The organism is Streptomyces justiciae (assembly GCF_015163075.1).
GTDB classification, from domain to species: domain Bacteria; phylum Actinomycetota; class Actinomycetes; order Streptomycetales; family Streptomycetaceae; genus Streptomyces; species Streptomyces justiciae.
In genome coordinates this window covers 187,105-203,661 of the sequence record NZ_JADDXU010000010.1, presented here as the reverse complement: position 1 = coordinate 203,661, position 16,557 = coordinate 187,105, and the positions used below count along the sequence as shown (strand labels likewise).

Annotated in this window: 14 protein-coding genes; 3 read left to right on the top strand and 11 right to left on the bottom strand. The window is 70.8% G+C overall.

Translation table 11 applies throughout. The annotated features are described in order from the left end of the window. Positions 1–38: 38 nt before the first annotated feature. The 7 genes from pcaDC to IQ210_RS27165 are packed head-to-tail and all read right to left on the bottom strand — an operon-like array spanning position 39 to position 6,489. Positions 39–1,160, bottom strand: a complete 1,122-nt coding sequence (gene pcaDC / locus IQ210_RS27195; RefSeq protein ID WP_194081758.1) for a bifunctional 3-oxoadipate enol-lactonase/4-carboxymuconolactone decarboxylase PcaDC — start codon at positions 1,158–1,160, stop codon at positions 39–41. Further along, positions 1,157–2,482 carry a 3-carboxy-cis,cis-muconate cycloisomerase gene (gene pcaB / locus IQ210_RS27190; RefSeq protein WP_194081757.1) on the bottom strand — a complete coding sequence of 442 codons (1,326 nt, stop codon included), beginning with the start codon at positions 2,480–2,482 and terminating at the stop codon, positions 1,157–1,159. The genes pcaDC and pcaB overlap by 4 nt, the downstream gene beginning before the upstream one ends. Beyond that, positions 2,479–3,084 carry a protocatechuate 3,4-dioxygenase subunit alpha gene (gene pcaG, locus IQ210_RS27185; RefSeq protein ID WP_194081756.1) on the bottom strand — a complete coding sequence of 202 codons (606 nt, stop codon included), beginning with the start codon at positions 3,082–3,084 and terminating at the stop codon, positions 2,479–2,481. Before pcaG ends, pcaB begins: the two co-directional genes overlap by 4 nt. 6 nt (positions 3,085–3,090) lie before the next feature. Next, positions 3,091–3,864, bottom strand: coding sequence for a protocatechuate 3,4-dioxygenase subunit beta (gene pcaH, locus IQ210_RS27180; protein WP_194081755.1), 774 nt, complete (start codon positions 3,862–3,864; stop codon positions 3,091–3,093). Between the two features lie 26 nt (positions 3,865–3,890). Next, positions 3,891–5,093: a thiolase family protein gene (locus IQ210_RS27175; protein ID WP_194081754.1), complete on the bottom strand. Its 1,203-nt coding sequence runs from the start codon at positions 5,091–5,093 to the stop codon at positions 3,891–3,893. Beyond that, the gene (locus tag IQ210_RS27170; protein WP_194081753.1) at positions 5,090–5,734 is read right to left on the bottom strand and encodes a CoA transferase subunit B; all 645 of its coding nucleotides are present in this window, start codon (positions 5,732–5,734) and stop codon (positions 5,090–5,092) included. Before IQ210_RS27170 ends, IQ210_RS27175 begins: the two co-directional genes overlap by 4 nt. Beyond that, positions 5,734–6,489 (bottom strand): CoA transferase subunit A, encoded by a 756-nt coding sequence (locus IQ210_RS27165; RefSeq protein WP_194081752.1) that lies wholly within the window; start codon positions 6,487–6,489, stop codon positions 5,734–5,736. The genes IQ210_RS27170 and IQ210_RS27165 overlap by 1 nt, the downstream gene beginning before the upstream one ends. 196 nt (positions 6,490–6,685) lie before the next feature. On the opposite strand from IQ210_RS27165, the gene IQ210_RS27160 reads away from it, so the two are divergent. Beyond that, complete coding sequence (locus IQ210_RS27160) at positions 6,686–7,150, top strand: MarR family winged helix-turn-helix transcriptional regulator (RefSeq protein ID WP_194081751.1); 465 nt, start codon at positions 6,686–6,688, stop codon at positions 7,148–7,150. Positions 7,151–7,162: 12 nt separating this feature from the next. On the opposite strand, the gene IQ210_RS27155 is transcribed toward IQ210_RS27160, so the two are convergent. Further along, a complete protein-coding gene (locus IQ210_RS27155; RefSeq protein WP_194081892.1) occupies positions 7,163–8,173 on the bottom strand; it encodes a DUF3048 domain-containing protein in 1,011 nt (336 codons plus the stop codon). 203 nt (positions 8,174–8,376) lie between these two features. Here IQ210_RS27155 and IQ210_RS27150 point away from each other — a divergent pair, with 203 nt between their 5' ends. After that, positions 8,377–9,567 carry a zinc-dependent alcohol dehydrogenase gene (locus IQ210_RS27150; protein WP_194081750.1) on the top strand — a complete coding sequence of 397 codons (1,191 nt, stop codon included), beginning with the start codon at positions 8,377–8,379 and terminating at the stop codon, positions 9,565–9,567. Position 9,568: 1 nt separating this feature from the next. Here the strand turns inward: IQ210_RS27150 and IQ210_RS27145 are convergent, their stop codons facing one another. Next, the gene (locus IQ210_RS27145) at positions 9,569–10,639 is read right to left on the bottom strand and encodes an ATP-dependent DNA ligase (RefSeq protein WP_194081749.1); all 1,071 of its coding nucleotides are present in this window, start codon (positions 10,637–10,639) and stop codon (positions 9,569–9,571) included. 75 nt (positions 10,640–10,714) lie between these two features. Between IQ210_RS27145 and ligD the strand changes: the two genes are divergently transcribed. Beyond that, positions 10,715–11,740: a non-homologous end-joining DNA ligase gene (ligD, locus tag IQ210_RS27140; RefSeq protein WP_194081748.1), complete on the top strand. Its 1,026-nt coding sequence runs from the start codon at positions 10,715–10,717 to the stop codon at positions 11,738–11,740. Positions 11,741–11,783: 43 nt separating this feature from the next. Here the strand turns inward: ligD and IQ210_RS27135 are convergent, their stop codons facing one another. Beyond that, entirely contained in the window at positions 11,784–13,928 is a 2,145-nt protein-coding gene (locus IQ210_RS27135; protein ID WP_194081891.1) for an OmpL47-type beta-barrel domain-containing protein, read from the bottom strand. Between the two features lie 44 nt (positions 13,929–13,972). Next, entirely contained in the window at positions 13,973–16,453 is a 2,481-nt protein-coding gene (locus IQ210_RS27130; protein ID WP_194081747.1) for a ThuA domain-containing protein, read from the bottom strand. Positions 16,454–16,557: the final 104 nt, after the last annotated feature.

The window sequence follows — 16,557 nt, the reverse complement described above, 5'->3', positions numbered from 1 at the left end:
GCAGGTGGCAGATGCTGCCGAGGGTACGACCGGCAGGGTCAGGCTTCGCCGTCCTCCGCCAGCACCCGCTGGGCCGCCGCGAACGCCGAGTTCGCCGCCGGGACCCCGCAGTACACGGCCGTCTGCAGCAGCACGGCCCCGATCTCGTCCGGCGTCAGCCCGTTGCGCCGGGCCGCCCGCACATGCATGGCCAGCTCGTCGTAGTGGCCGTGCGCGACCAGCGCGGTCAGGGTGATCATGCTGCGTTCGCGGCGGCTGAGCGTCGGGTCGGTCCAGATCTCGCCCCAGGCGTAGCGCGAGATGAAGTCCTGGTAGCGGGCGGTGAACGCGGTCTGCCGGGCCTGTGCCCGGTCCACGTGGGCGTCGCCCAGCACCTCGCGCCGTACCTCCATGCCGCGCTTGGCCCCGCCGTCGAAGTGTGCGCGCAGGGCCGTCAGGACGGCCTCCGGGCGTTCCGCGGGCGCTATGTGCGCGGCGCCCGGGATCTCGACGAGCGCGGCACCGGGCACCGCGTCGGCGATCTCCCGCAGATGCGCGGGCGGCGTCGCCTGATCGTCCCGGCCGGCGACGAGCAGCGTCGGCGCGGTGATCTCCGGCAGCCGCTCCCGCAGGTCGAAGGCGGCGAGCGCGTCGCAGCAGGCGGCGTAGGCCTCGGGGTCGGCGTCCCGTTGGTCCTGGACGAGTCGGGGCACCGTGAATCCGGGCGTGAACCAGCGGGCGTCGGCATTCTCCACGAGGAAGTCCAGCCCCTCGGCGCGGACCCGCGCGGCCCGCTCCTCCCAGGGCTTCGCCCCGTTGAAGTGGGCCGAGGAACAGATCACGGCCAGTGAGGACAGCCGCTCGGGGTGGTGGGCGGCCAGGTGCAGGCCGACCGCGCCGCCCAGTGACACCCCCGCGTAGGCGAACCGCTCGATGCCGAGCGAGTCGGCGAGCGCGAGCACCAGCTCGGCGAGGTCGGCGACGCCGGCGCCGGGGCCGATCAGGTCGGCCGCGCTCCCGCCGTGCCCGGGCAGGTCCCAGCGGACGACCCGGTGGGTGATCGACAGTTCCGGTGCGATCTTGTCCCACAGGGCGTACGACGTGCCGAGCGACGGGCCCAGCAGGAGCGGGGGCGCCGAAGTGGGCCCTTCGGTGTGGTGGTTGAGGAGTTTGCCGGTCAACGTCGCTCCAGAGCACGGTCGGTGAGGGTTCCGGCGGCGCCGGTGTAGTGGGCGGGGTCGAGGTCGACGGCCTTCGCCAACTCCGGCTGCTCCGCCAGGAGTTCCGCCAAGGAGCGCCCCTCGGTGTAGGTGCGCTGCGCGAGCTCGGTCAGCAGCGCCTTGGCGCGGGCCCGGCCCAGCACGGGGGCCAGGTCGGCGGACAGCCGCTCGGAGACGATCAACCCGTGGGTGAGCTCCAGGTGTTCGCGCATGACGTCCGCGTTCACCCGCAGCCCCTCGGTCAGTTCGGCGGCATCGCGGGCCGCGCCGCCGACCAGCCGGAGCAGGTCCCGCAACGGCTCCCACTCGGCATGCCAGGCCCCGGCCGGCCGCTCGTCCTCGGCGGCCAGGGAGCCGTACAGCGTCGCGGCGAGCTGCGGCGCCCGCCGCGCGGCAGCGGCGACGAGGGTGGACCGTACGGGATTCGCCTTGTGCGGCATGGCCGACGAGCCGCCGCCGCTGCCCTCCGCCACCTCGGCGATCTCGGTGCGGGCCAGCGTCAGCACATCCGTGGCGATCTTGCCCAGGGCCCCGGCCGCGAAGGCCAGACACCCCGCGAGATCGGCGATCGGGGTGCGCAGGGTGTGCCAGGGCAGGTCCGGCTCCCGCAGGCCGAGTTCGCGCGCGTACGCCGCCACGAGCGCGGTCGGGTCCTGTGCGCCGTACGCGGTGAAGGCCGCCAACGTCCCGGCGGCGCCGCCGAGTTGGGCGGGGAGCGAGTTCCGTACGGACGTCACCCGGTCCCGCGCGTCCAGCACCAGGGACCGCCAGCCGGCGGCCTTCAGGCCGAAGGTCGTCGGCACCGCGTGCTGGGTGAGCGTGCGCCCCGGCAGGGCCGTGTCCCGGTGGTCGGCGGCCAGCCGGGCCAGCGCCGCCTCCGTCCGCGCGAGGTCGGCGCGGACCAGGTCGAGGGTGCGCACGGCGACCAGCATCGTGGCCGTGTCCAGGATGTCCTGGCTGGTCGCGCCCCGGTGGACGTACGGGCCGTACTCCGCGCCCACCGCCTTCGTCAGGTCGGCGACCAGCGGGATCACCGGATTGCCGCCCGCCCGCGCCCGTACCGCGAGGTCCCGGGCGTCGAAGCCGTCCGACCCGGCGGCCGCGGTGACCGCCGTGGCCGCCGCCTCGGGCGCGAGGTCCAGCACCGCCTGGGCGCGGGTCAGCGCGGCCTCCGCGTCGAGCAGCGCGCGCAGATACGCGGCGTCGCTCGTCGCGGACGCGGCGGGGGAACCGGCCCACCCGGGGGCGAGCAGGCCGGCGTCCGGCTCCGGGGCAGATGTCACTGGAACTCCAGGAAGACCGTCTCGCCTTCGCCCTGAAGGCGGATGTCGAAACGGTAGGTGCCGTGGCCGCCGTCCGTCGCGATCAGCGTGCCCCGGCGCGCCTCGTCCACCCGGGACAGCAGCGGGTCGGCGGCGAGCGCCGCGTCGTCGCCCGGCAGGTAGATACGGGTGTACAGGTGGACCAGCAGGCCGCGCGCGAAGACACAGACGCTGAGGTACGGCGCGCTCTGTCCGCGCGCGCCCGGGCGCAGCGTCCGCGCGGACCAGTGTCCGCTCGCGTCCGTCTGGCTGCGGCCCCAGCCCGTGAACTCCACACCGGTGCGCCCCATGAACCCACCGCTGGCCCCGTCGCGCCGCATCGAGCCGTCGACCTGCGGGATGTTGCCGTCCGGGTCCGGACCCCACAGCTCCACGAACGCGTCCGGCAGCGGGGTGCCCTCGCCGTCGTAGATGTAGCCGTGCACGGCGATCGTGTCCGGGTGGCCGACGGGGGCGATGTCCTCGCCGCCCGGGAAGGGCAGGGCGTGGCCGTAGAAGGGGCCGACGGTGTGCGACGGGGTCGGGAGGACCGTCTCCGGGCGGCTGGTGTCGATCTTCGTCATGGCAGGTCAGCGTCCCTCTTCGATCCAGGTGGCGTGCGGTCCGTCGAGCACGATGTCCCAGTGGTAGCCCATCGAGAACTCCGGCACCGACAGGTTGTGGTCGTACGTCGCGACGAGGCGCTGCCGGGCCGCGTCGTCCGTCACCGACTGGATGATCGGGTCGTACGGGAACAGCGGGTCGGCCGGGAAGTACATCTGCGTCACGAGCCGCTGGGTGAACGCCGTGCCGAACAGCGAGAAGTGGATGTGGGCAGGCCGCCAGGCGTTGAGGTGCTGGCGCCAGGGGTACGGGCCCGGCTGGACGGTCGTGAAGTGGTACTGGCCGTCGGCGTCGGTCAGGGTGCGGCCGACGCCGGTGAAGTTCGGGTCGAGCGGGGCGTCGTGCTGCTCGCGCTGATGGGCGTAGCGGCCCGCCGAGTTGGCCTGCCAGATCTCGATGAGCTGACCGCGGATCGGCCGGCCGTCACGGTCGAGGAGCCGCCCGGAGACGGTGATGCGCTCACCGATCGGCTCGCCGTTGTGCTGCCGGGTGAGGTCGTTGTCGATCTCGGTGATGTCCCGCTCCCCGAAGGCGGGGGAGTGCAGCTCCACCAGCTCCGGGTCCTGGGACACGTCGATGGTGATCGGCGGCTGCTTCGGGTGGCGCAGGACCGAGGAGCGGTACGGGGCGTAGTCGCGGCGCGGCTGGTGCTCCACGGGGGCGCCGTCGGCGAGGCGCTTCTCGTAGGCGGCGTGTTCGGCCGCGATCTCCTGGTCGATGTCGTGCTGGGTGAGGGTCATGAGGAATCCCGGGTGGTTTGAAGGTCTTAGCGTTCGAGGACGAGGGCGAGGCCCTGGCCGACGCCGATGCAGAGGGTGGCGACTCCGACGCCGGCGCCCTTGCGGGCGAGTTGGTGGGCGACGGTGCCCGCGAGGCGGGCACCGGAAGCGCCGAGCGGATGCCCGAGAGCAATCGCGCCGCCCTGCGGATTGAGGATCGCCGGATCGAACTCCGGCCACTCGGCCACGCAGCCGAGCACCTGCGCGGCGAACGCCTCGTTCAGCTCCAGGACGGACAGGTCGGCAAACCCCTTGCCCGCCTTGGCCAGCGCACGCGTCACCGCCTCGACGGGGGCGAGTCCGAAGTAGTCCGGGTCGAGGGCGTTGACGCCGGTGGCGGAGATCCGCGCGAGCGGCTCGCGGCCGACCTCCTTCAGGCCCTCCTCGTCGACGAGGAGCAGCGCGGCGGCGCCGTCGTTGAGCGGTGAGGCGTTGCCCGCGGTGACGGTGCCGCCGTCCTTGCGGAAGGACGGCTTCAGCTTGGCCATCGCCGCGAGGGAGGCGTCGGGACGTACACATTCGTCGGCGCCGAAGACGATCGGGTCGCGCTTGCGCTGCGGGACGGCGACGGGCGCGAGTTCGGCGTCGAAGAGGCCCGCCTGTTGGGCGGCTGCGGCCTTCTGGTGGGAGGCGAGTGCGAACTCGTCCTGCTGCTCCCGCGTGATCTTGTGCTTGTCGGCGATGAGTTCGGCGGACTCGCCCAGGGGGATGGTCCACTGCGGGTCCATCCGCGGGTTGGTCATGCGCCAGCCGAGCGTCGTCGAGTAGAGCTCGGTGTGGGTGGCCGGGAACGGCTTGTCGTTCTTGGGCAGGACGTACGGCGCGCGGGTCATCGACTCCACGCCGCCGGCGAGGGCGATGTGGGCGTCGCCCGCCGCGATGGCGCGGGCCGCCTGGATGACCGCCTCCAGGCCGGACGCGCACAGCCGGTTGACGGTGACGCCCGGCACCGAGGTCGGCAGGCCCGCCAGCAGCGCGGCCATGCGGGCGACGTTGCGGTTCTCCTCGCCGGCTCCGTTGGCGTTGCCGAAGTAGACGTCCTCGATGCGGGCCGGGTCCAGGTCGGGGGTGCGGGCGAGGAGCTCGCGGATCGCGTGCGCGGCCAGGTCGTCCGGGCGGACCGAGGCGAGGCCGCCGTTGTAGCGGCCGATCGGGGTGCGGACGGCGTCGACGACGTAAACGGTGTTCACAGCAGGTCCTCCGCGACGGTCAGCTTGGCGTCGGTCTTGGTGATGACCTCATCGACGGTCACTCCCGGCGCGACCTCGGTCAACACGAGCCCGTCCGTGGTCACGTCGATCACCCCGAGATCGGTGATGACACGGTTCACACACGCCTTGCCCGTGAGCGGCAGCGCGCACTCGGCCAGGATCTTCGGCGAGCCGTCCTTGGCGGTGTGGGTCATGACGACGATGACCGCACGGGCGCCGTGGACCAGGTCCATCGCCCCGCCGATCCCGGTGATCATCTTCCCGGGGATCGCCCAGTTGGCGAGGTCGCCGCCGGCGGACACCTGCATGGCACCGAGCACCGCCACGTCGATGTGCCCGCCCCGGATCATCGAGAAGGACAGCGCCGAGTCGAAGAAGGAGGCGCCCGGCAGCACCGTGACGGTCTCCTTGCCGGCGTTGATCAGATCCGGGTCGACCGCGTCCTCGGTCGGGTAGGGGCCGGTGCCGAGGATGCCGTTCTCGCTCTCCAGCACCACCTCCACGCCCTCCGGGAGGTAGTTCGGGATCAGCGTCGGCAGCCCGATGCCGAGGTTGACGTACTGCCCGTCCCGAAGCTCGCGCGCCGCCCGCGCGGCCATCTGCTCGCGTGTCCAGGCCATTACCTGCTCACCGTCCGCTGCTCGATCATCTTGTCGGCGGCCTGCTCCGCCGTCAGCGCCACCACCCGCTGCACGAAGATCCCCGGCAGATGCACGGCGTCCGGCTCGATCTCGCCGGGCTCGACGAGCTCCTCGACCTCCGCGATCGTCACGCGCCCGGCCATCGCCGCGAGGGGGTTGAAGTTGCGGGAGGACTTGTTGAAGACGAGGTTGCCGTGCCGGTCGCCCTGCGCGGCGCGCACCAGCGCGAAGTCGGTACGGATGCCCCGCTCCAGCACGTACTCCGTGCCATCGAACTCCCGCACCTCCTTCGGCGGCGAGGCGAGCGCGACGCCGCCCTCACCGTCGTACCGCCACGGCAGTCCGCCGTCGGCGACCTGGGTGCCGACACCGGCGGGGGTGTAGAAGGCGGGGATGCCGGCGCCGCCGGCCCGCAGCCGCTCGGCCAGCGTGCCCTGCGGGATCATCTCGACCTCGAGCTCGCCGGACAGGTACTGCCGGGCGAACTCCTTGTTGGCGCCGATGTAGGAACCGGTCACGCGCGCGATGCGGCCCGCCGCCAGCAGGACGGCCAGGCCGGACTCCATGGCACCGCAGTTGTTGGAGACGACGCCGAGGCCGCCGGTGCCGCGCTCGTACAGGGCCTGGATCAGCACGTTCGGCACCCCGCTCAGCCCGAAGCCGCCGACGGCGAGGGTCGCGCCGTCCGGCACATCGGCCACCGCCTCGGCGGCTGTGGCGACCACCTTGTCCATGCGTGAAGCTCCATCCCGCCGATTACTCAGGGCACTGACTATTTCGGTGAAGTTTCCTTCACGCTGCCACCGGACGGGGATCGCGTCAAGACCCAGGGGAAATACGAGGTCGGTCGGCCATGCGGGCCTGGAGACAGTCAGGGTGTCGCCCGGTATTGTTCAGTACACGTACGAATCCAAACTCTCGGGAGCGCACATGGCCGCGGTGGACCTCACCACCCACCCCGGGCACCTGGCCCGCCGCCTCCAGCAGGCGCACTACCTGCTGTGGAACACGATGGTGTCCGAGGAGATCACCTCGCCTCAGTTCGCGGTCCTCAACGCGCTCGTCGCCGAGCCGGGCCTGGATCAGCGCACGGTGGGGGAGCGGGTGGGGCTCGACCGGTCGACCATCGCCGAGGTGATCAGCCGGCTCGGCCGCCGCGGGCTGCTCGACAAGGTGCGCGACCCGCAGGACGGCCGCCGCTTCCTGCTGCGCCTCACCGACGACGGCCTGCGCACCCACCGCAAGCTGACCGTCCGTACGGCCCGGATGAACCAGGTCTTCCTCGCCCCGCTCTCCGCCGACGAGCAGTCCGTCTTCTTCGAGCTGATCCAGCGGGTCGCGGACGCGGCCGAGGGGCTCCGCAACCCGACGGAACCCCTCGCGGCACAGCGTTAGGCAAGGGCGCCGCTAGGCCTTCACGAACAGCACCCACACCTGACCCTCGGCGAAGTTCACCGGGTCGCCGTCGCTCGTCGTGAACGTCGTGCCGTCCGTCGCCTTGTCGCGCTCCCAGCGGGCGTCGTACGCCTTCCCGCCGCGCAGCACCTTCGCCTTCCCCGAGCCCACGGTCTCCGTGTACGGCGTGTTGTTGCCGAGGAAGTCGTGGAAGTCGGACTTGCGGATCTTGACGTACTGCACGACGACCGTCGCCGGGGCGAGCCGCTTGCCCCCGGTCGTCACAGCGGCGGTGCCGTCCATCGAGACCAGATAGCGGTCGCGGCTCGACGACCAGGTGAAGGAGTAGGTGGCCGCCGGGTAGCGCACGGTCTCCGAGGTGTCGTTCTTGCCGCCGGAGGGGGCGGAGCCGAAGGTGAAGCCGGTGGTCAGGGCGTCCGCGCCGGGAGCCTCGGGCAGCAGCCGGGAGGGGCGCAGGTACAGGTTGTGCGGGGCGGGCTTGTCGGTGCCGCGGAAGTAGGCGCCGGAGGTCTTGCCGGGCGTCTGCGGGTTCAGCGGCGCCTTGTTGATCAGCGGCATCAGCTTCCCCTGGGCGCCGGAGAAGGCGAGCGTCGGGTGGTCGAACTGACGCAGCAGCTCCAGGTCGGACTCCCGGGCGCTGCGCACCGGTCCGACGACCTTCGGGAGCTTGGTCGCGTAGACCGCCATCAGCCGGCTCAGCCCGCCCTCGACCTGCTCGGTGTAGACGATGTCCGCGGAGTCGGTGCCCGTGTGCGGCCGGGCCGCCCGTACGTTGTCGATCTTCACGGCGAGCACGGAGGCGCCGGCCAGCCCGCTCTCCGACGGTTCCTGGCTCTCGTCCGGGGTCCGGCCTTCGTCGTGTGTCCGGCCGGGCGCCCGTCCGTCGTCCGCCGGGCCGGACCCGTTCGTGCCCGTGCAGCCCGCCGCCAGGGAAGCCGTCAGCGCGGCGGCCAGGAGTGCCGCCGTAGTCGTGGCGCGTCGCGTGCGCGCCCGTCGTCCCATGCTCACCGTCGCCACCCATATCTCGTTTCACTGATTGTGCGCTTATTTGTTCATTGGTGGCCATACCCGCTCGGAATTGATCGGCCGGGGTGAACACCCCTGAGGGAGCGCCTTGCTACGCCGAGCGGACCACTGCACGCGGTTCGGCCGGGTACCCGGGGCGCCTCCGAAGGGGGCAGCAGGGGGGAAGGGAGTGCGCCGCGATGAAGGCAGTGACCTGGCAGGGCAAGCGGGACGTACGCGTGGAGAGCGTGCCCGATCCGAAGATCCAGGAGCCGACGGACGCCGTCATCCGCATCACGTCCAGCGGGCTGTGCGGCTCCGATCTGCATCTGTACGAGGTACTCACCCCGTTCATGACACCGGGCGACATCCTCGGTCACGAGCCCATGGGCATCGTCGAGGAGGTGGGCGCCGGGGTGCCCGACCTCAAGGCGGGCGACCGGGTCGTCGTCCCCTTCCAGATCGCCTGCGGCAGCTGCTGGATGTGCGAGAACTCCCTGCCGACCCAGTGCGAGACCACCCAGGTCACCGGCGAGGGCATGGGCGCCGCGCTCTTCGGCTACACCCGGCTGTACGGGGCCGTACCGGGCGCCCAGGCCGAGTATCTGCGCGTCCCGCAGGCCCAGTTCGGCCCGATCAAGGTGCCCGAGGGGCCGCCCGACGACCGCTTCGTCTACCTTTCCGACGTCCTGCCCACCGCCTGGCAGGCGGTCGCCTACGCGGACGTCCCGGAGGGCGGCAGCGTCGCCGTGCTCGGCCTCGGGCCCATCGGCGACATGGCCTGCCGGGTCGCCCAACTGCGCGGCGCCGGAACCGTGTTCGGGGTGGACCTGGTCACCGAGCGGCTGCACCGGGCCCGGCAGCGCGGCGTGGAGACCTTCGACCTGCGGGACTTCGACAGCGACAAGGAACTCGTCGCCGCGATCCGCGACCGCACCGATGGCCGCGGCCCCGACGCCGTGATCGACGCGGTCGGCACCGAGGCCCACGGCAGCGCCGCCGCCCGCCTCGCCCAGAGCGCCTCGGCGCTGCTGCCCCGCAAACTGAGCGGCCCCTTCGCGGAACGCTTCAGCGTCGACCGGCTCGCCGCCCTCCACACCGCCATCGAGCTGGTGCGCCGCGGCGGCACCATCTCGCTGTCCGGTGTCTACGGCGGCATGGCCGACCCGCTGCCGCTGCTCACCCTGTTCGACAAGCAGATCCAGCTCCGCATGGGCCAGGCCAACGTGCGCCGCTGGGTCGACGAGATCCTCCCGCATCTGACCGACGAGGACGTGCTCGGCGTCGAGGACTTCGCCACCCACCGGGTGCCGCTGGACGAGGCGCCGCACGCGTACGAGATGTTCCAGCGCAAGCAGGACGGCGCGGTGAAGGTGCTGATGAAGCCCTGAGTCAGTCGGCCGTGCCGAGGATCTCGTCCAGGTCGTAGCGCACCGGCTCCTCCAGCTGCCCGTACGTGCAGCTCTCCGGCGTGCGGTCCGGGCGCCAGCGGCGGAAGCGGGCCGTGTGCCGGAAGCGGGCCCCGTTCTCCATGTGGTCGTACGCCACTTCGGCGACCCGCTCGGGCCGCAGCGGCACCCAGGACAGGTCCTTCTTGCCCGACCAGCGGCTGGGCGCCCCCGGCAGCCGTGCCGTCTCGTGGGCGGCCTCGTCCGACCAGGCCGCCCAGGGGTGCCCCGTGACGTCGTCCATGCGCAGCGGCTCCAGCTCCTCGACCAGCTCCGCGCGCCGTTTCATGGTGAAGGCGGCCGACACGCCCACGTGCTGGAGGGCGCCATGGTCGTCGTACAGCCCCAGGAGCAGGGAGCCGACGACGGGCCCGCTCTTGTGGAGGCGGTAGCCGGCGACGACCACGTCCGCGGTCCGCTCGTGCTTGACCTTGAACATCGCGCGCTCGTCCTGGAGGTAGCGCAGGCCGAGCGGCTTGGCGATGACGCCGTCGAGGCCGGCCCCCTCGTACTGCTCGAACCAGTTCTGGGCGACGTCGATGTCGGTCGTCGCGGGAGCGAGGTGCACCGGCGGGGTGACCTCGGTCAGGGCTCTGGTGAGCAGCGCCCGGCGGTCGGTCAGCGGGACGTCGAGGAGAGACTCGTCGGCGAGCGCCAGCAGGTCGAAGGCCACGAAGGACGCCGGGGTGCGCTCGGCGAGGGTCCGCACCCGGGAGTCGGCCGGGTGGATGCGCTCGGTGAGCGCGTCGAAGTCGAGCCGCCCGTCGCGGGCGATGACGATCTCCCCGTCCAGCACGCAGCGCTTGGGCACCCGCTCCCTGAGCGCCTCCACCAGCTCCGGGAAGTACCTGGTCAGGGGCTTTCCGGTGCGGCTGCCGAGCTCGATGTCGGTCCCGTCCCGGAACACGATGGCCCGGAACCCGTCCCACTTCGCCTCGTACTGCATGCCCGGCGGGATCTTCGCGACCGACTTGGCGAGCATGGGCTTCACGGGAGGCATGACCGGCAGATCCATGCCTCCGATTCTGCTGGCCCCCGATGGATTTCGCCCGGTATGCGAGGGTTGTCGTGCTGGCCTACCGTGGCTCGCATGGGTGACGCGGTGGAGCTTGAGGTGGGAGGGCGGACCGTACGGCTGTCCAGCCCGGACAAGATCTTCTTCCCGGAGCGCGGTTTCACCAAGCTGGACCTGGCCCGGTACTACATCGCCGTCGCCCCCGGCATCCTGCGCGCCCTGCGCAACCGCCCCACCACCCTGGAGCGCTATCCCGACGGCGTGACGGGCGAGAACTTCTTCCAGAAGCGCGCGCCCAAGAACATGCCCGACTGGATCCCGACCGCCCACATCACCTTCCCGAGCGGCCGCAGCGCGGACGAGATGTGCCCCACGGAGGAGGCCGCGGTCCTGTGGGCTGCCCAGTTCGGCACGCTCACCTTCCATCCGTGGCCGGTACGGCGTGACGACGTCGACCGCCCCGACGAACTCCGCATCGACCTCGACCCGCAGCCCGGCACCGACTACGACGACGCCGTCCGCGCGGCCGGTGAACTCCGGGCCGTGCTGGAGGAGTTCGGCGGGCTGCGCGGCTGGCCCAAGACGTCCGGCGGACGCGGACTGCATGTGTTCGTGCCGATCGAGCCGCGCTGGACCTTCACCCAGGTGCGGCGGGCCGCGATCGCGGTCGGGCGGGAGATGGAACGGCGGATGCCGGACCACGTGACGATCAAGTGGTGGAAGGAGGAGCGCGGCGAGCGCATCTTCATCGACTACAACCAGACCGCCAGGGACCGCACGATCGCGTCCGCCTATTCGGTACGACCCCGACCGCACGCCCCCGTCTCCGCACCCCTGCGCTGGGACGAGGTGGGCGTGGCGCATCCGCAGGACTTCGATCTCGCGACCATGCCCGCGCGCTTCGCCGAACTCGGCGATGTGCACGCGGACATGGACGATCACGCGTTCTCGCTGGAGGCCCTGCTGGAGCTGGCCCGCCGCGACGAGCACGACCACGGGCTCGGTGATCTGCCGTACCCGCCCGAGTATCCGAAGATGCCGGGGGAACCCAAGCGGGTACAGCCGAGCAGGGCCCGCAAGGACGGGACTACCACTCCTTGATCCGCAAGGACGGGACTACCACTCCTTGATCCGCAAGACGGGACTACAACTCCTTGATCCGCACGTCCCGGTAGGAGATGACGTCCGTCGTGCCGTGCACCTGGAGTCCGACGTAGCCGGAGGCGAACCGTCTGCCGTCCGTGCCCGGGTCGTCCGAGCGGGGCGGGACGAAGTCCTGGCCGCCGGTGTTGTCGAACTCGTTGATGAGCACGCCGTTGCGGTAGACCGAGTAGTGCTGGTCGACCACCCGGATCTCGTAGTCGTTCCAGGTGCCCTTCTGCGTCACGCCCGCGCCGGCCAGGCCCACGCGGTCGAAGCCGTAGATCGAGCCGGTCTTGTACATGTCGCCGTCGGGCCGGTCCAGGACCTGCACCTCGTGCCCGTACTTGATGGCGACCCATTCCGGACGGGACTCCTCGGGGTGGTCATGGACCCACGGGAAGCGCACGAACACACCCGCGTTGGCGTTGCCGGTGCCGGGAGCGTCGTCGCGCCACTGGAGGCGGAGCGAGAAGTCACCGTACTTGCGCTCGGGGAACCACAGCATGCCGAGCCCGCCCTTGGTCGTCCCGGAGGTGATGGACCCGTCGGCGTTCAGCCCGAACGAACCCCCGCCCACCTGCTGCCACTTGGCGAACGACTCGGGGCTGCCGTCGAGGATCTTCCGGTAGCCCTCGGTCTGCCCGGGCTTGCCGATCCCGGACTGGCGGGCGGCCTTCTGGATGGCGTTGTACTCGCGCTGGTCGACGACGCCTTCCTTGAGGAGCTTGTCCAGGACCGTCTTCACGTGCTTGAGGAACAGCGCGTGGGACGTCCACTCCTTCTCGTCCTCGATCAACTCGTTGATCCGGCACCGGTTGTCGGTCAGCCGGTTCGGTACCCCCGAGTCGACGTCACCGACGATCACCGTCAACCGCTCGTCGAACTCCGGGCAGTTGGGCGCGGGCACCTGGCTCGACACCACCGTGAAGGTCACGGTGCGGGCCGCGGCGGTGTTGCCCGCCTTGTCGGTGGCCCGGTAGGCGAGCGTGTGAGTGCCCGCGCGGTCGACGACCACCGGGGCGGTGTACGCGAGATACGGACCGCCGTCGATCGAGTACTCGATCCGGTCGACCCCGGAACCGCCCTCGTCCGTCGCGCTCACGGTCACCTTGGCGTTGCCGATGTAGGCCCCGTCCGAGTTCTTGGTGCCCTCGACGGTCACCCCCGTCACCGGCGCGGTGGTGTCCGGCGTGGGCGTCGCCACGACCTTGAACTGGACGCTCTTCTCGGCGGACACGTTCCCCGCCTTGTCGGTGGCCCGGTAGCGCACGGTGTGGGTGCCGAGCTGGTGCACCATCACGGGGGCGGTGTACGGCTGCCAGGCCCCGGTGCCGAGGGCGTACTCGATGGTGTTGACCCCGGAGCCGGTGTCGGAGGCCGACACGGTCACCGTCGCCATGTCGAAGTAGGCCCCGTCGGCGTCCTGTTCACCGGTCACCGTCGCCGAGGTGTCCGGCGGCGTGGTGTCGTCGGAGGCCGGCGGCACCACCGTGAACGCGACGCTCTTCTCGGCGGAGACGTTCCCCGCCTTGTCGAGCGCCCGGTAACGGATCTTGTGACTGCCCACCTGGTCGACGACGACCGGGGTGGTGTACGGCAGCCACTCGCCCGTGTCGCCGATCGCGTACTGGACGCTGTCGACCCCGGAGCCGCCGTCGTCGGTGGCGCTGATCGCGACGCTCGCCGAACCGACGTACTCGCCCTGCGCGTTCTGCGTCCCGGTGACCTGCGCGGACGTCTGCGGCGGCGTGGTGTCCGAGCCGCCGCCCTCCGTCACCACGAGGATGCCCTGCATCGAGCCGTGGCCCGAGATCGTGCAGTGGTAGAAGTAGCGGCCCGGGGTGAGCGTGACCTCGGCGGTGTGCCGGCCGCCCATGTCGTCGTTCGGGTTGGCCAGGATGTTGAGTTGGACATCGCTGTTGAACTCGGGATCGCTCGTCACGAAGGTCAACGTGTGCGGCATGCCGGTGGTGTTGCCGGTCGCCGCGCTGTTCTCGAAGACGATCGTCGCCTGACCGGCCACGGCGGTCGTCGGCGCCGACGTGTACTTCGTGATGTCGTCGCCGGCGGTCCAGGTGAGCGTCTGGGCGGCGGCGGCCTGTTCGGGTTGTGCCGTGCTCGGCACGGCCTGGAGACCGAGCAGCATCAGCACCGCCGCCAACAGGGCGGTGAGGACTCTTCGTTGCCGTGTCACTGCGCTGCCCCCCTCGCCAGCTGATCAGCGGCAGGTGTCGGACCACCGCCCGTGTAAGTGACCCGCCACAGCGCCGACTTGCCGTCCGAGGTGAAGAAACCCCGGCCGTAGTCGAGGACGTAGAGCGAGCCGTCCGGACCGAACTTCCAGTCCATGAGGTTCTTGATGCCGTCGTTGCCGATCGGGACGATCTTCTTCAACGACTCGGAGTGGACCGGGAGTCCACCGTCACCATGGTTCTTCGGGTCGGTGATGACCGCGTTGCGCGGCTGGTCGGCGTCGTAGAAGTCGCCGACGAACCACTTGCCGTCCCAGTACGAGGGCCACTTCACGTCACTCGCGCTCGCGGCGTCGTAGCGGTAGACCGGCCCGTTCATCGCGGCCTGCCCGCCGCCCTTGAGCCACGGCAGCAGATACGTGGACTCCTCCTGCTTGTACGACGGGATGCCGTTCGCGTCGCGCGGGAAGTCCGGGGCGCCGCCCTGGGGCGAGTACCAGATGTTGTTGCCGGTGACCGGCGGGAGGTTGACGAGGCCGTCGTTGTTCGGGGACTCGTTCTTCGGGTGGTCGCAGTCGTACCAGCCGAGCGGTTTCGTCGGATCGGGGAGGTTGCGGTCGCGGTAGGGCTGCTTGTTGCCCATGCAGTACGGCCAACCCCGGTTGCTCGCCTTGGTGATGACGGCGAACGTGTCGTACTTCGCCGGGCCCCAGGTCGTCGAGGGCGCCGAGGCGTCCGGGCCGACCCACCCCGCGTAGAGGATGTCGGTCTTCTTGTCGACGAAGATGCGGGCCGGGTTCCTGACGCCCATCACATAGATCTCGCCGCGTGTCTTGCCGCCGCCCTCGTCGGTCTCCTGCCCGGTGAAGAGGTTCCCGGCGGGCAGGGTGTACGTCCCGTCGGCCTCCGGGTGGATGCGCAGGATCTTGCCGTTGAGGTTGTTGGTGTTGCCGGCGGTGCGGCGCGCGTCGGCGAAGGAGACGCCCTTGTAGTTCGGCTCCGGGTTGTTGCCCGAGTAACCGTCGCTGAAGCGGCTGGAGTTGTTGTCACCGGTCGCGATGTACAGGTTGCCCTTGGAGTCCCAGGTCATTCCGCCGCCCGCGTGGCAGCAACTGTGGATCTGCACCGGCCACTTGAGCAGTACCTTCTCGCTGCCCAGGTCCAGCTTGTTGGTGGCGAGGTCGAGGGTGAAGCGGGAGACGCGCCGCTCGGCCGTCCTGGTCTCGCGGTTGATCTGCGAGTGCGGGGTGTAGTGCAGATACACCCACCCGTTCTCCTCGAACCGGGGATCGAGCTCGATGCCGAGGAGCCCCTCCTCGACCTTCACCAGCTCGTCGCCGCCGCCCTTGTTGCCGAAGACGGTCAGGGCACCCGCGAGCGTCACCTTCTTGGTCTTCGGGTCGTAGACGTGGATCTCGCCCTTGCCCTTGCCGATGTCGGGGTTGTTCCAGTCGGTGACCACCGGCTGGGAGGAGTCGGCGCCGCCCCGGCCGATGTAGAGCACCCGCCCGTCCGGTGCCGTGACCAGGCCGTGCGGCTCGCCGATCTGGTCGTTCTGGCCCGGCTGGTTGGGCTGGGTGAGACGCTCGGCCTTGTAGTTGCCGGTGATGGTGGCCTTGCAGTCGGCCTGCACCAGCCGCGTCGTCCACAGCAGCGCGCCGCGCAGATGGGCACGGAAGTCGGTCTCGTCGTACGAGGAGACGGTGCCGCCCATGCCGGTGTAGAAGGAGCGTCCGCCGTCGTAGTCACGGCACCAACTGACCGGGTGGTCCCAGCCGTTCTTCCCGTCGCCGGGCTGATACGTCGACTCGCGCACCCGGGCCACGGTGTGCACGGAACCCGACGGGTTCTTGGCCCAGTTGAACCACTGATCCGGCCGTTTCCACTGCACCGGCAGGTCCTTGGTCGCCGGATGCTGCCGGTCGCCCACTTCAACGACCGCGCGCTGTACGGCGGTTGGGCTGGAGGCGGCAGGGCGGGCGCCGACGAGCCCCGTGAACCAGTCCGAGTACGGCTCGGCCCGCGCGGCGTCATGGATGCCGACGAACCCGCCACCGGCCTCCATATAGGCCTCGAGCCCCGCCTCCTGCTCGGGATCGAGGATGTCACCGCCCCCGGTGAGGAAGACGATCGCGTTGTAACGCCCCAGCTTGGTCTCATCGGTGAACACCGAGGCGTCGTCCGTGGCCACGGTCTTGAACCGCTGCTCGGCCGGGCCGGACAGCCCGATCTTCTCGATCGCCTCGATCCCGGCGTTCACCACCGGCGACTCCTCGCCGGACGCGGCGGACCCGTAGAAGAGCAGCACCCGTACATTCGCGCCGCCCGGCGGCGACTTCACGGACATCGTTGTCAGCGGTGGTTCGGGCGCCGGGCGCGCGGTGGCGGCGGGACCGGACAACAGCCCGGCCACGACGACCCCGGCGGTCACGCCCGCCACACCGATCCGTCTTCTCGTGCTCAACCCTCGTAAGTGCATGGGCACCTCCTCGGTCACAGCGACAGCGCCAAGGAAGCTAGACGTCTTTGCGCAACTCGCCAATACCTATGACCGAGTTGGGGCCAACTTTGTCCTGAGTGTGG